This is a genomic window from Kitasatospora viridis (assembly GCF_007829815.1).
Classification (GTDB): domain Bacteria; phylum Actinomycetota; class Actinomycetes; order Streptomycetales; family Streptomycetaceae; genus Kitasatospora; species Kitasatospora viridis.
This window is the reverse complement of the sequence record NZ_VIWT01000001.1, coordinates 1-12933: the sequence shown is the minus strand read 5'-3', so window position 1 is coordinate 12933 and position 12933 is coordinate 1. Positions and strand designations below refer to the sequence as shown.

12 protein-coding genes are annotated in these 12933 nt (G+C 75.0%); 5 read left to right on the top strand and 7 right to left on the bottom strand.

The annotated features are described in order from the left end of the window. Positions 1-32 precede the first annotated feature (32 nt). Complete coding sequence (locus tag FHX73_RS00055; protein WP_145902631.1) at positions 33-869, bottom strand: DUF1684 domain-containing protein; 837 nt, start codon at positions 867-869, stop codon at positions 33-35. A 227-nt stretch (positions 870-1096) separates the two neighbouring features. Here FHX73_RS00055 and FHX73_RS00050 point away from each other — a divergent pair, with 227 nt between their 5' ends. Together FHX73_RS00050 and FHX73_RS00045 are read left to right on the top strand one after the other, a co-directional pair. Then, positions 1097-1942: an SAM-dependent methyltransferase gene (locus tag FHX73_RS00050; RefSeq protein WP_145902630.1), complete on the top strand. Its 846-nt coding sequence runs from the start codon at positions 1097-1099 to the stop codon at positions 1940-1942. A 65-nt stretch (positions 1943-2007) separates the two neighbouring features. Then, positions 2008-4143: an NB-ARC domain-containing protein gene (locus tag FHX73_RS00045; protein ID WP_246213270.1), complete on the top strand. Its 2136-nt coding sequence runs from the start codon at positions 2008-2010 to the stop codon at positions 4141-4143. Positions 4144-4162: 19 nt separating this feature from the next. Here FHX73_RS00045 and FHX73_RS00040 read toward each other — a convergent pair whose 3' ends face one another. Together FHX73_RS00040 and FHX73_RS00035 are read right to left on the bottom strand one after the other, a co-directional pair. Continuing rightward, on the bottom strand, positions 4163-5839 hold the full coding sequence (locus FHX73_RS00040) for a translation initiation factor 2 (RefSeq protein WP_145902629.1): 1677 nt from the start codon (positions 5837-5839) through the stop codon (positions 4163-4165). A gap of 33 nt (positions 5840-5872) precedes the next feature. Continuing rightward, the gene (locus FHX73_RS00035) at positions 5873-7162 is read right to left on the bottom strand and encodes an MFS transporter (protein WP_246213269.1); all 1290 of its coding nucleotides are present in this window, start codon (positions 7160-7162) and stop codon (positions 5873-5875) included. 157 nt (positions 7163-7319) lie between these two features. Between FHX73_RS00035 and FHX73_RS00030 the strand changes: the two genes are divergently transcribed. Both FHX73_RS00030 and FHX73_RS00025 read left to right on the top strand, forming a co-directional pair. Then, the gene (locus tag FHX73_RS00030) at positions 7320-7688 is read left to right on the top strand and encodes an ArsR/SmtB family transcription factor (RefSeq protein WP_145902628.1); all 369 of its coding nucleotides are present in this window, start codon (positions 7320-7322) and stop codon (positions 7686-7688) included. 173 nt (positions 7689-7861) lie between these two features. After that, entirely contained in the window at positions 7862-8320 is a 459-nt protein-coding gene (locus FHX73_RS00025; RefSeq protein ID WP_145902627.1) for an SsgA family sporulation/cell division regulator, read from the top strand. Between the two features lie 20 nt (positions 8321-8340). On the opposite strand, the gene FHX73_RS00020 is transcribed toward FHX73_RS00025, so the two are convergent. Together FHX73_RS00020 and FHX73_RS00015 are read right to left on the bottom strand one after the other, a co-directional pair. Then, complete coding sequence (locus tag FHX73_RS00020) at positions 8341-8796, bottom strand: nucleotide triphosphate diphosphatase NUDT15 (protein WP_145902626.1); 456 nt, start codon at positions 8794-8796, stop codon at positions 8341-8343. A gap of 40 nt (positions 8797-8836) precedes the next feature. Further along, the gene (locus FHX73_RS00015; RefSeq protein ID WP_145907958.1) at positions 8837-10330 is read right to left on the bottom strand and encodes an SDR family NAD(P)-dependent oxidoreductase; all 1494 of its coding nucleotides are present in this window, start codon (positions 10328-10330) and stop codon (positions 8837-8839) included. A 286-nt stretch (positions 10331-10616) separates the two neighbouring features. Between FHX73_RS00015 and FHX73_RS00010 the strand changes: the two genes are divergently transcribed. After that, entirely contained in the window at positions 10617-11567 is a 951-nt protein-coding gene (locus tag FHX73_RS00010; protein WP_145902625.1) for a 2-hydroxyacid dehydrogenase, read from the top strand. 23 nt (positions 11568-11590) lie between these two features. Here the strand turns inward: FHX73_RS00010 and FHX73_RS00005 are convergent, their stop codons facing one another. Further along, positions 11591-12397 carry an arylamine N-acetyltransferase family protein gene (locus FHX73_RS00005; protein WP_145902624.1) on the bottom strand — a complete coding sequence of 269 codons (807 nt, stop codon included), beginning with the start codon at positions 12395-12397 and terminating at the stop codon, positions 11591-11593. A gap of 92 nt (positions 12398-12489) precedes the next feature. Beyond that, positions 12490-12933: MFS transporter (locus FHX73_RS44400; RefSeq protein ID WP_342795274.1), on the bottom strand; the 444-nt coding region annotated here is incomplete at its 5' end.

The window sequence follows — 12933 nt, the reverse complement described above, 5'->3', positions numbered from 1 at the left end:
CTGCTACTTGGCGTCTGCTACCGGGCGCCGGGTCAGCCCTTGCCGTGGGGCTCCTTGCCGTGGCGCTCGAACGGGTACCGCTCGCCGGCCTCGACGGCGACCCGCAGGCGGTTCTCGGCGGGCGGCAGCGGGCAGGTGGCGTGCTCGGTGTAGGCGCAGGGGAGGTTGGTCGCGCGGTTGAAGTCGAGCACCACCCGCTGGTCGTCGTCGGGGGCCGGGACGGCGAGCGAGCGGTTCGCCGGGTAGGTGGTGGTGCCCGAGGTGGCGTCGGTGAACAGCACCTGGAGGGTGCCGGGGCGGCCGCCGTTGAAGGCGGTGAGCCGGTGGGTGGCGCCGTCCAGCTCGAACTCCAGCTGCCCGGGCGCCTGGTAGACGTGCTGGATGCCCTCGACCGCCGCGCCGACGGTCACCGGGCGCGGGGCGTCGAAGGGGACGAAGCGGGCGGGCACGGCCCAGCGCGGGTCCGGCTCGTAGGCGGCGGTGCCGGCGTAGTCGGCCAGCAGCTCGTTGCCGGGGTGGCGCGGGCGCAGGATGTCCTTGCCGCCGCGCTTGGCCACCTCGATCACGGCCTCGCCGGCCCGCACCAGGAAGCCGGCGCGCTCCTCGATCACCCCGAAGTGGTGGGTGCCGTGCACCGGGCTGCCGTCGATCACCAGCTCCTCGTCGACGGCCAGCTCGACGGTGACGCCCTCGGCGGTGCTGGACCAGCTGCCGGGGGCGTCCGGGTACCGGGTCGGCTCGGCGTCCAGCCAGTTCAGGCTGGTGACGGCGAGGAAGCCGTGCGGGTCGGTCCGCACCCGCTCGTGCTCGGCGTGCCACGCCTCCCACTGGCGGACGAACTCGCTGTGCTGGCCCTGCTGTTCGCTCATGGTCGCTCCTCGGCCGGGGGTCTCGCAGGGGAACGTAACCCGGGCGCCGGGCGCCGCACAATGCGCTCCGCGGGCCCGAAGCACCGTCGAAACGCACGTCAATCTGCGGGAAACGAAGAGGGTTCACCCACTCTTGATCAAGAATCAGATCGTATGGTGGGTTGACCGATCATCATCTTGGCTACACTCGCCGCAGCTTCGTAAGAACCTGAAGGGGAGTGGTCGGGATGGGCACGGACGAACTGCGGCAGGACGCACCCCCGAGCGCTGCCCTGCGGCAGGACATCCCGCACAGCGCTCGGATGTACGACTTCTTCCTCGGCGGCAAGGACAACTACCCGGTGGACCGGCAGGCCGCCGAGCAGGTGCTCAAGGTGTTCCCGACCATGCGCACCGCCGTCTGGGCCAACCGGGCGTTCATGCACCGGGCCACCCGGGTGCTGGCGCAGCGCGGGCTGCGGCAGTGGCTGGACATCGGCACCGGCATCCCGACCTCGCCCAACCTGCACGAGGTGGCCCAGTCCGTGGCCCCCGAGGCGCGGGTGGTCTACGTGGACAACGACCCGATCGTGCTGGTCCACTCCCGGGCGCTGATGACCAGCTCGCCCGAGGGCCGCACCGCCTACGTGCACGGCGACGTGCGCGACCCGGGCGCGATCCTGGAGGCCCCCGAGATCGCCCGCACCCTGGACCTGACCCAGCCGGTGGTGCTCTCGATGGTCGCGCTGCTGCACTTCGTGCCGGACCTCGCCGAGGCCCGCGCCATCGTGGACCGGCTGCTCGGCGAGCTGCCGTCCGGCTCGGCGCTGGTGCTCTCGCACGCCACGGCCGAGCTCGACCCGCAGGGCGCGCTCAAGGTGCAGGAGATCTACAACCAGGCCGGCACCAGCCTGAAGCTGCGCCCGCGCGCCGAGTTCGCGACGCTGTTCGAGGGCCTGGAGATGCTGGACCCCGGCATCGTCCCCGCGCACCGCTGGCACCCGCAGGAGCAGGTGGTCGGCGTGAACCGGCTGCCCGCCGACGTGACGGACGCCCAGGTCTCTTTCTACGCCGGGATCGCCGTCAAGAAGTAGCCCGCCCGGGGCGGTCCGGCGGGAAGTGCCCCCGGACCGCGCCCCGGTGGGCATAGAGTTGCCGGGTGGCCGAGGAGATCTACAACAGCACCGAGGACAACCACAACAACAGCCTGGACGGGCACGTCAGGGTCACCGGCGCGGTGGTCCAGGCGCGCGACATCCAGCACGTGCACGTCCACCAGCCGGCCCCCGCGCACCGCCCGTTCCAGGTGCCGCCCGAACTGCGGCCGTTCACCGACCGGACGGCCGAGCTGGCCGCCGTCCGCCGGGCGGCCGGCGCCCGGGGCGGGCAGGGCGGGCAGGGCGGGCAGGGCGGCCCGCTGGTCGTCTCGCTCACCGGCATCGGCGGGATCGGCAAGACCGCGCTCGGCTTCCAACTCGCCCGCACGCTCGGCTCGGAGTACCCGGACGGGGTGCTCTACCTGGACCTGGACGACCTGCGCCAGGACGGCACCGTCGAGGTCGCCGACGCGCTCGGCGACCTGCTGGACGGGCTCGGCGTCGAACCGTCCTGGCGCCAGCAGTCCTACGCCGGCCGGGCCAAGCAGTACTGGTCCCGCACCCAGGGCCGCCGCCTGCTGGTGATCATCGACAACGTGCGGTTCGGCAGCGAGGCCACCGCACTGCTCCCGGCCTCCGCGCACAGCCTCGCGGTGCTCACCAGCCAGGGCGGCCTGCACGACCTGGCCGGCGCCGACCTGGTCGAGCTGCCGGTCCGGCCGCTCGCGCCCGAGGCGGCCGTGGAACTGCTGCGCACCCTGGTCACCGACAACGACACCCGGTTGACCGCCGAACCGGAGGCCGCCGACGCGCTGGCCGACAGCTGCGGCGGACTGCCGGCCGCGCTCACCGTGGCCGGCCACCTGGTGCGCCGGTACCCGCGGCGCAGCCTGGGCCGACTGGTCGCCGAACTCACCGCCGACCTGCGGCAGAAGGGCATCCCGATGGTGGAGGCGGTCTGGGACGCGGGCTACCAGGGGCTGGAACCCGAGGCGGCCCGGCTCTACCGGGCGCTGCCGCAGCACCCGGCGCCCGTGGTCACCGCGCCGGCCGCCGCCGCGCTGCTCGGCTGCCCGCCGCAGGACGCCGAGGACGCCCTCGAACTGCTGCTCACCGCGGGCCTGCTGGAGCAGGACCGGGACGGCGACGGTTACCGGCTGCACCCGCTGCTGCGCGGCCACGCCGAGCGGCGGGCCCGGCAGGACGACCCGGCCGGCGAGCAGGGCACGGCCGCCCGGCGCCGACTGGTCCACTGGTACCGGCGGCAGGCCGCCCGCGCCGACCTGCTGAAGGCCGGCCCCCGCCTGACCTTCGCCGAACTCCCGCCCGCCCTCGACCAGGTGGCGGACGTCGAGTTCACCGACGGCTCCCAGGCGCTGCGCTGGCTGGAGGAGCACCGGCACGCGCTCTACGGCTGCGTCCGGCTGGCCCACGAGTCCGGCTGGGACGCGGACGCGGCGGCGCTCTGCGAGCCGCTCTGGACGCACTTCCTCGACTACCAGCACTACGCGGACGTCACCGACGCCTTCCGCCTCGGAGTGGCGGCCGCCGACCGCGCGGAGCACCTGCCGGCGATGATCCGGCTGCGCTGCCAACTCGCCCGCCCGCTCTGGGAACAGGAGCGCTACGAGGAGGCCGGCGAGCAGCTGCGGCAGGCGCTGGGCGCGGCCGGCGGACTCGGCGGCTCCGCGGCGGACCGCAAACTGCGCGCCTCCGCCGTCGAGTTCGGCGGCCTGCTGGAACTGGCGCAGGGCCGCTGGGCGGCCGCGGCCACCGCCTTCGAGGCCTCGCTGGCCGAGCACCGGGAGATCGGGAACCAGTACGGCGTGCTGCTCCAGACCCACCTGCTGGGCAAGGCCGCCTTCGGCGCCGGCGACCACCGGGGCGCGGTCGAACTCTTCGACCGGGCGCACCGGATGGCCGTCGAGCAGCGGCGCGAGCGGATGACGGCGCGGACCGGCTTCGAGCTGGCGCGCTCGCTGCGCCGGGTCGGCCGGGCGGAGGAGGCGCCGCCGCTGGTGGCCGCCGCCCTGGCCGCCGCGCGGGACCGGGGCGCGAGCCGGGAGGAGGCGCGGGTGCTGGCCGAGGCGGCGCTGCTCGCGGACGACCTCGGACAGGCCGAGGAGGCGGCCCGCTACCGCGCCGAGGCACAGAAACTGACGCTGCGTCACGGTGGCCTGACGGAGCATCAGGACTAGCCGCTGCTCGGGGTCGGACTCAGATCTCCTGCTCCAGCTCCGCCGGGGTTGGCCGGGCGAGCTCGACCCGGACCGTGAACGGGCCCGCCTGGCAGCGCAGTTCCGCCTCCCGGGGTGGGGCGGCGGGTGCGGTGGCCAGCCAGGCGTGCACGGCGGAGAGCACCGCCGCCGGGTCGGCGCGCAGCACCCGGCCGTCGGCGCGGCAGGGCGCGATCCGCACGCTCCACGGGCCCGTGGAGCGGTGGCGCAGCAGGCAGCGCCCGGCGTCGAGGACGACGGCGGCAGTCACGCAGGCGGGGTGCTCCGCGAGCATCCGCCCGGTCCAACCGGCTGCCGTCCAGCTGCTGCTGTGCGGCGCGGGCGGGGCGGTGCGGGCCCGGCGCCAAAGCACCGCGGCGCTCTGCAGCGCGCGCGGTCCCGCCTGCGGGTGCTCGGCGGCCAGGTGGTGGGCGGGCTCCGGGGTGTCGGCCGGGAAGCGCTCGACGGTGACCTGGTCGCCGTCCACCAGGGCCCGGACCGCGAGCGCGGCCGGCCCCGGACGCGGGGCGGCGGGGGAGGGGAAGGGGCGTGCCTCCAGCGGGACGGCCGGCGGGCGCAGGCCCAGCAGCCGGTACAGCTCGCGCCGCAGCCGGGGCAGCGACTCCCCGGGCAGCTCGAACGCCGCCCGGGCGAGTTTGCGGCCGTCGTCGCCGTCCGTTCCGGCGGCGAGCGCCTCGGGCAGCCCGGCGGGCCCGGCCAGCCGCGGCGCGCCGTCGAGCAGCGCGGCCATCGGGCTGCCGGGCAGCAACTCCGCGCCGCCGTCGTAGGCGTTGACCACCAGGCAGCCCGCCGCCGCGGCGTACAGCGCGGTGGACCCGTGGTCCGTGACCACCGCATCGGCCGCCACCAGCAGCGCCGCCCACTCCTCGTGCGGCTCGGCCAGCACCAGCCCGGCCGCCAGGGCCGGCGCCAGCCGGCGCGAGAGGTCGAAGGAGCCGACCGTGCTGTACGCGTTCGGGTGCAGCACCAGGCCGACCTGGTAGGCGTCGTGCGGCAGCACCGCCAGCAACTCCCGTGGCAGCTCGGGCCGGCGGGCCAGCAGCGACTCCGCACCCCAGGTCGAGGTGAGCACCACCAGCCGCCGCCCGCCGGTGCCCAGCACCGAGCGGTGCGCCTCCCGGTACGGCAGCGAGGCCAGCACCCGGTCCAGCGTCGGATCGCCGACCACGGCCGCCCGGTCCGCCGCCGGCGGGCAGTACTCGGCCAGCCGGTCCAACTGGTTGGCGTGCGCCAGCCCGTGCAGCGCCGCCAGCGGCTCGCCGTCGTCCAGCAGGAAGTGCGGATCCAGACCCGACGGGGTGTCAGGTGAGCCCTCGTCAGGGATCGACTTGTTGAACCCCGCCCCGTGCGGCACCAGCACCCGCGGCCCCGACAGCGCCCGCAGGGCCCCCTTCGGCGAGGCGCTCAGCACCAGGTGGTGCGCGCCGGCCAGCGCCTGCGCCCAGGTCAGCACCCGCACCCCGGCCCGCTCCACCGCCGCCAGCGCCTCCACGCCGAACTCCGAGCCCGGCACCAGCGTCACCCGGCAGGCGATCCGCCGGTCCCCGGCGAACACCGGCAGCACGTCCAGCACCCGGTTCAGCGCCCCCGCCGAGCGCACCGCCAGCAGCACGGTCCGCTGCTCGCTCTCCGGTTCGCCTCGGCCCGTGTGCGGCATGTCGGCGATGCTACCGGCAGCCCGTGCGCGTGATCACCGCGACGCCGCCGGGGCGGCGGGGGAGGCAGGGGCGGCGGGGGCGGCTGAGGTGTTCGAGGTGGTTGGCGTGGTTGGGGTGGGCGACCGGTGCCGGCGGAACGCGGGGCAGGCGAGCACGAGGAGCAGCATCACCGCGACGGCGGCCAGCCCGCCGCCGGCCACCGCCCAGACCGGGCCCACCACGGCCGCCGCCGCACCGTGCGCGAACCCCGCCAGCCGGGGACCGCCCGCCGCGACCACGGTGTCGGCGCCCTGCAGCCGGCCCCGCAGGTCGTCGGTCACCACCGTCTGCAGGACGGCCTTGCGGAAGGCGCTCAGCACGATCAGCGCGCCACCCGCGACGGCCAGCAGACCGGCCGCCAGCGCCAGCGGCCGGGCGAACGCGAACGCGGCGATCGCGCCGCCCCAGGCGCAGACCGCGCCGGTGATCGCCAGCCCCGGGCGGCGGATCCGGGTGAAGCTCCCCGAGAACAGCCCGGCGAGCACCCCGCCGACGGGGACCGCCGCGTACAGCACGCCGACCTGCCCGAGCCCCCAGCGGGCAGCGGCCAGTTGCGGGAAGAGCGCGCTGGGCAGGCCGAGGAAGAGGGCGGCGAAGTCGGCGAGGTAGGTGACCAGCAGCACCCGGTCGCGGACCAGCACCCGCAGGCCCGCGCGCACCCCGGGGCGGGGGGTGCGTGCGCTGCCCGCCACGGGGTGCGTGGGCAGTGCGGGCAGCGCGGGCAGGCACCGGACCGCCCAGAGCGTGGCGCCCATCGCCACGGCGTCCGCCAGGTAGAGCGTCCGCGCCCCGAGCACCGGCAGCAGCGCGCCCGCGAGCAGCGGCCCGGCGATGCCGGCGGACCAGTCCACGGTCGACTGCAGCGTGTTGGCCGCCGGCAGCAGCGGCGCGGGCACCAGCCGGGGCGTCACCGCACCGCCCACCGCCGCGTTGGCGCCGAAGAACGCCTGCTGCACCGCGACCAGCAGGAGCAGCACGCCCACCGACTGCTGGAGCGCCAGCAGCACCGAGGTCAGCCCGATCCCGCCGTTGGTGACCAGCAGCATCCGGCGGCGGTCCACCCGGTCGGCGACCGCCCCGCCCCACAGCGCGGCCAGCACCATCGGCACCAGGCCCACCAGCCCGGCCAGGCCCACCGCCGCGGACGACCCGGTGCGCTGGTAGATCTGCAGGGGCACCGTCACCGCCGTGAGCTGCGCCCCCAGCGAGGTGACCGTCCGGGCCCCCAGCAACCGCCGGAACTCCCGTTGCCGCAAGGGCTCCACGTCCATCAGTACCCGCACCCGCCCGCTCCCTCCGCGTTCGCCGTCGACCGCACCGACCCTGGGGCTTCCCCCAGGGGCAAGGTCAACGGGCGAGCGGGGAAGGTACGAGTTTTCCCGAACCTGACGTACAGTACGATGAAGTTCGTACTATTGCCGAGCGTGGAGGACCGTCACGATGGCCGCGATCGCCGCACCGCCGTTCAAGGACCACCCGCCGCGCCCCGGGGTGCCCGAGCCGCTGCCCGAGCCGGCCCTCGACGAGCTGCGCCTGGAGCAGGTGCTGGGCGCGCTGGCCGACCCGCTGCGGCTGACCATCGTTCAGAAGCTGCTGCTGGAGGCCGAGGAGTTCGACCACCCCTGCGGCTGGTTCGGCATCGACCGCCCGAAGTCCTCGCTGACCCACCACTTCAAGGTGCTCCGGGAGGCCGGCGTCACCCGGCAGCGCCAGTACGGCCTGGAGCGCCGCAGTCAGGTGCGGGTCGCCGACCTGGAGCGGCGCTTCCCCGGGCTGCTCGCCCTGATCGCCGCCTGGGAGGCCCGGTAGGCCGGGTGGTCCTGGCGGTACGAGGAACTGCGCCGCCGCCCCGACGCGTCCTGAGCAGCGGATGCGCGGTCCGGTCCGAGTCCTCCCGGGCGGTTTGACCGGCGGCGAGCTGGGCATTAGCGCTCGCACGACGGCTCCCGGAGAGCGCGCCGACCGGATCGGAGGCGTACGAGATGAGCGGTGACGAGGCAACGGTGGCAGTGACGGCCGAGGTCGCGGTCGAACTGCTGGTGCCCGGCCAGGACGAACGGATTCCGCTCCGCTCCACCTGGGCGTACCACAGCTACGACCCGCTGGCCGTCCGGGTGGACTTCCTGCTCCCGCTCGGCGCACCCGAGCGCTGGACCTTCGCCCGCGAGCTGCTGGCCGAAGGGCTGGACGCGCCCGCCGGCGACGGCGACGTGGTGCTCGAACCCGAGGCCGACCTGGACCACGTCCTGGTGCTGCTGCGCGGCGCCGACGGCGCGGCCGCCGTGCTGCGCGCCGAGGAACAGGGGCTGCGGGACTTCCTGGACCGTAGCTACGCCCGGGTGCCCTCGGGCGGCGAGCAGTGCGCGGCCGCGCTCGACCACTGGCTCGGCGCGGTCCTCGACACCGGGGAGCGCGAGCACGACCAGGGGATCGATGACTGACGGTCAGTCAGTCGGCCGGGTCAGAGTCGGTAGGCGTGCACCCCCGCCGGCAGCGGCCGCTCCGGCAGCCACTGCGACAGCACCCAGGAGGACGGTCCGAACATCGGCTCCGGCAGCTCGTCCAGCCCGACCCGCTCCCACCCGGCGCAGGCGTGCGGCTCGGTCACGAAGGCCGGCGCGTCACTGGCCGGCGCCAGCACCGCGGCGGTCAGCCGGGGCCGTCCCGCCAGGTGGTCCAGCAGCACGCCGAGCACCCGCATCCGCTCGGCCGGCAGCACGATCCCGGTCTCCTCGGCCAACTCGCGGGCGGCCGCCTGCTCGAAGGACTCGCCCGGCTCGTCCGCCTTGCCGCCCGGCAGGCTCCAGGTCGGCGGCTCGCCGGCCGCGGTCCGGCGGCCGATCAGCACCTGACGGCCGTCCGTGCTGGGCACGATCACGCCCGCGCCGATCAGGTGTGTCCCGGTCACAGTTCCCACGGATCCCGCCTCTCCCGACCGGCCGCCCGGGCCGCTCGGCTCACCAGTTGGAAGGCTCGAAGTCCTTCAGGAAGCAGCCGTACAGGTCCTCGCCCTGCTCGCCGCGGACGATCGGGTCGTACACCCGGGCCGCGCCGTCCACCAGGTCCAGCGGCGCGTGGAAGCCCTCGTCGGCCAGCCGCATCTTGTCCGGGTGCGGCCGCTCGTCGGTGATCCAGCCGGTGTCCACGGCGGTCATCAGGATGCCGTCGGCCTCCAGCATCTCCCGGGCACTGGTCCGGGTCAGCATGTTCAGCGCCGCCTTGGCCATGTTCGTGTGCGGGTGGCCGGCACCCTTGTAGCCGCGGGAGAACTGACCCTCCATCGCGGAGACGTTCACCACGTACTTGCGCCGCGCCGCGGACGCCGCCAGCGCCGGACGCAGCCGGCTGACCAGGATGAACGGCGCCGTCGAGTTGCACAGCTGGACCTCCAGCAGCTCGATCGGGTCGACCTCGCTGACCGTCTGCACCCAGCTGTTGGTGTCCACCAGGTCGGGCACCAGGCCGCCCGCGTCGATCGCCGTGCCCGCCGCGATCCGGGCCGGCGACGCCGAACCGGTCACCAGCGCCAGCTCGGCCACGTCCTGCGCCGAGAGCCCCTCGCCGCCGGCCAGGCCCGGCAGTGCCGGACGGTCCACCGCGCCGCTGCCGAAGGCACCGATCACCTCGCTGGCCGGCAGCTCGCCGGTCGGCAGCGGCGCCGCCTCGGCGGCCACCAGCTCGGCGTACGCGGCCGGGGAGCGGCGCACCGTCTGCGCCGCGTTGTTGATCAGGATGTCCAGCGGACCGTCCGCCGCCACCGAGTCGGCCAGCGCCACCACCTGCGCCGGGTCGCGCAGGTCGATGCCGACGATCTTCAGCCGGTGCAGCCACTCGGCGCTGTCCGGCATCGCCTTGAAGCGGCGGATCGCGTCCTTCGGGAAGCGGGTGGTGATCGTGGTGTGCGCGCCGTCACGCAGCAGCATCAGCGCGATGTACATGCCGATCTTCGCCCGGCCACCGGTCAGCAGCGCCCGACGCCCCGTCAGGTCGGCCCGCTGGTAGCGGCGCGACCGGTTCAGCTCCGCGCAGTTCGGGCAGAGCTGGTGGTAGAACGCGTCCACCTCGACGTAGCGCTGCTTGCAGACGTAGCAGGAGCGGGGGCGCTGCAGGATGCCGGCGAGCTCGCTGGTGGTGGTCGGCGAGGTCAGGCCGAAGACGCCGGCCGTCTCGTCGTCGATCCGGCCCGGCGCACCGGTCGCGGTGCGCGAGGTCACCTCGCGGTCGTTCGCCGTCTTCTTCGCCCGGTACTCCTGGCGGCGGCGCTGCTTCACGGTGCGGAAGATGTGCGCGACGGCGCGGCGGACGGCGATCGCGTCCGGGTGGTCCACGTCCAGCGAGTCCAGCTCGCCCAGCACGTCCAGGCAGAACTGCAGCCGCTCCGGGTCGATGCCGGGTCCGAAGTCCGTCACGGTCTCGTTCTCGGCCACGTCCACGGCCACGTCCACGGCCATGTGCACGGCCTCGGTCTCGTGCACGGCTTCGGCCGCGTTGCCGTTCACGGCCTGGTCCACGTCCACGATCTCGTGCACGGCCTCGTCCTGCTGATCCGTCGCCTCCGCTGCCCTCGTCATTCCGCTGCCGCTTCCCTGCTCGTCCTGGTGTCCGCCCCGATTACTCGATGAATCGTACGGAGTGCGCAGGCCCCGGCCAAACGGCCCCGGTGGCGAGGAGGGAGGAGGGCGTCGGCCGACGCAGGGCGGTGGGGTGCCCCGCGCGGCGGTGGGTAGATTGCGGGGCATGATCGCCGCACCCGCCCCCGTGGTCCTCACGCCCTACTCCGCCGAGCAGCTCCCCGGCCTGCCCGCCGACGGGCTCGAACTGCACACCTTCGACGGCGAGCGCACCGACGGCCGCCCCGGACCGCCGCCCGCCGAGCTGCTCGCCCGGGTCGAGCTGCTGGTCACCCCCTACCTCAAGACCGGCACCGTGCTCCCGCTGCTCGACCGGATGCCCCGGCTGCGCGCCGTGCAGACCCAGACCGCAGGGGTGGACGACATCGCCCCGCACGTGCCCGTCGGCGTCACCCTGAGCAACGCGCGCGGCGTGCACGACGCCAGCACCGCCGAGCTCGCCCTCGCGCTCACCCTCGCCGCGCTGCGCGACCTGCCCGCCTTCGTCCGCGGCCAGGACGCCGAGGACTGGCGGGCCGGCTTCTACCCCGCGCTCGCCGACAAGAACGTGCTGATCGTCGGCTACGGCTCGGTCGGCGCTGCGATCGAGGCCCGGCTGCTGCCCTTCGAGGTCACCGTCGAGCGGGTCGCCCGCACCGCCAGGACCGGCCCGAGCGGCCCCGTGCACGCGCTCGCCGACCTGCCCGCGCTGCTGCCCCGGGCCGACGTGGTGATCCTGGTCGTGCCGCTCACCGAGCAGACCCGGGGCCTGGTGGACGCCGGCTTCCTGGCCGCGATGAAGGACGGCGCGCTGCTGGTCAACGTCGCCCGCGGACCGGTCGTGCGCACCGAGGCGCTGGTGGCCGAGCTGACGACCGGTCGGCTGCGCGCCGCCCTGGACGTCACCGACCCCGAGCCGCTGCCCGCCGGCCACCCGCTCTGGCACGCGCCCGGAGTGCTGATCACCCCGCACGTGGGCGGCAGCTCCTCGGCCTTCCTGCCCCGGGCGCAGCGGCTGGTCGCCGAGCAGCTGGCCCGGTTCGCCAAGGGGGAGCCGCTGGCCCACGTGGTCAACTGAGCCCGCTGTCAGCTGAGTTGCTGTCAGCTGAGCCGCTTCACCTCGTCGAGGGTGAGCTCGATGCCGAACAACTCGCGGTAGGCGGACCGCTGCTCCTCGGCGGTGGTCAGCTCCTCGCGGGTCTGCTCGCCGTCGACGGTGCGGATCAGCACACCGCCGACCAGGGTCTCCCGGCCCTGCGGGGTGAGCCGCGAGCAGAGGGTGCGGCCGGTGAACGGGGAGTCCGGCGAGGTCGACTGGTACCAGCACGCCGGCACGAAGTCGGTCAGCTGGTACGGGCGCTGGTCCAGTCGGAACTGGACCTCGCCGTCCTGCGCCACGTCCAGGTCCGGCAGCGGGTCGGTCGTGGTGCCGCTGACGCCGGTCGGCAAGTGCTCGGTGATCCGGAAGGTGCCGAACGCGTCCTGCTGCTCGCCGCGTTCGGCGAGCCGCAGCGGCTCGGCGCTCAGCTGCCCGAACCCGACGTCCACCAGCCACGCCTCCCCGTCCAGCCACACCCGCAGCGCGAGGTGGTCGAACGGCAGACCCGCCCCGCCCCGGGCCAGCACCCGGCCGCTGAGCAGCTCCACCCGGTAGCCGAGCGCGGTCAGCAGCGCGGCGAACGCGCCGTTGAGCTCGTAGCAGTAGCCGCCCCGGCGGCGGTCCAGCACCTTGGCGACCAGCGCCTCCTCGGTGAGCGTGATCGGCTCGCCGAGCCGGACGCTGAGGTTCTCGAACGGGATCGCCATGGGGTGGGCGCGCTGCAGGGTGCGCAGCGCGGCGAGGTCGGGCGCGGCGGGGCGGGGCGTGCCGAGCCGGGCCAGGTACTCGGTTACGCGGGTGTGGTCCATGGGGTCCCCCTCGGGTGGTGCGCCGAACACCGGAACGCCGGTGGGCGGAGTGTTCGTACGGGTGCACGGTTGATCGCTCGTGTGATCGTTCGTCAGCGTAGCGCTGGGGGCCGACGGTCGCTCAGGCCCCTGGCCAGCAGCAGGGTGGTGGCAAGTGAGGCCGTAGCCAGCACGGCGATGGCGGTGCTGGGGGAGGTGTGCTCCGCGAGTGCACCGGCGAGGGCGGCACAGCACCCCTGGGCGGTGAGCATGCCGGCGGAGTGCAGACCGAGTGCCTGGCCGTGGCGGTCGGCCGGGGTGCGGTCGAGCAGGCGCTCCTGCAGGGGGAGCGCGGAGGCGTACCCGATCGAGGCGACGGTGACGGCGACTGCGACGACGGCGATGGGCGGCGGCGGACGCAGCGCGAGCAGCGGGTACGGGGCGGCGAGCAGCAGACAGAGCGGCACGCCGAGCCGGGCGCGCAGGCGCGGCGGCGTGAACCGGCCGGTCACCGTGTCGCCGAGCAGCATGCCGGCGGCGGCGCAGGCGAGCAGCAG

What these genes read in the sequence shown, in the direction of transcription:
- FHX73_RS00005 (WP_145902624.1), bottom strand. Translation starts at nt 12,397, where the DNA reads ATGGACCACACCCGCGTAACCGAGTACCTGGCCCGGCTCGGCACGCCC.
- FHX73_RS00030 (WP_145902628.1), top strand. Translation starts at nt 7,320, where the DNA reads ATGGCCGCGATCGCCGCACCGCCGTTCAAGGACCACCCGCCGCGCCCC.
- FHX73_RS00015 (WP_145907958.1), bottom strand. Translation starts at nt 10,330, where the DNA reads ATGGCCGTGGACGTGGCCGTGGACGTGGCCGAGAACGAGACCGTGACG.
- FHX73_RS00055 (WP_145902631.1), bottom strand. Translation starts at nt 869, where the DNA reads ATGAGCGAACAGCAGGGCCAGCACAGCGAGTTCGTCCGCCAGTGGGAG.
- FHX73_RS00040 (WP_145902629.1), bottom strand. Translation starts at nt 5,839, where the DNA reads ATGCCGCACACGGGCCGAGGCGAACCGGAGAGCGAGCAGCGGACCGTG.
- FHX73_RS00025 (WP_145902627.1), top strand. Translation starts at nt 7,862, where the DNA reads ATGAGCGGTGACGAGGCAACGGTGGCAGTGACGGCCGAGGTCGCGGTC.
- FHX73_RS00010 (WP_145902625.1), top strand. Translation starts at nt 10,617, where the DNA reads ATGATCGCCGCACCCGCCCCCGTGGTCCTCACGCCCTACTCCGCCGAG.
- FHX73_RS00050 (WP_145902630.1), top strand. Translation starts at nt 1,097, where the DNA reads ATGGGCACGGACGAACTGCGGCAGGACGCACCCCCGAGCGCTGCCCTG.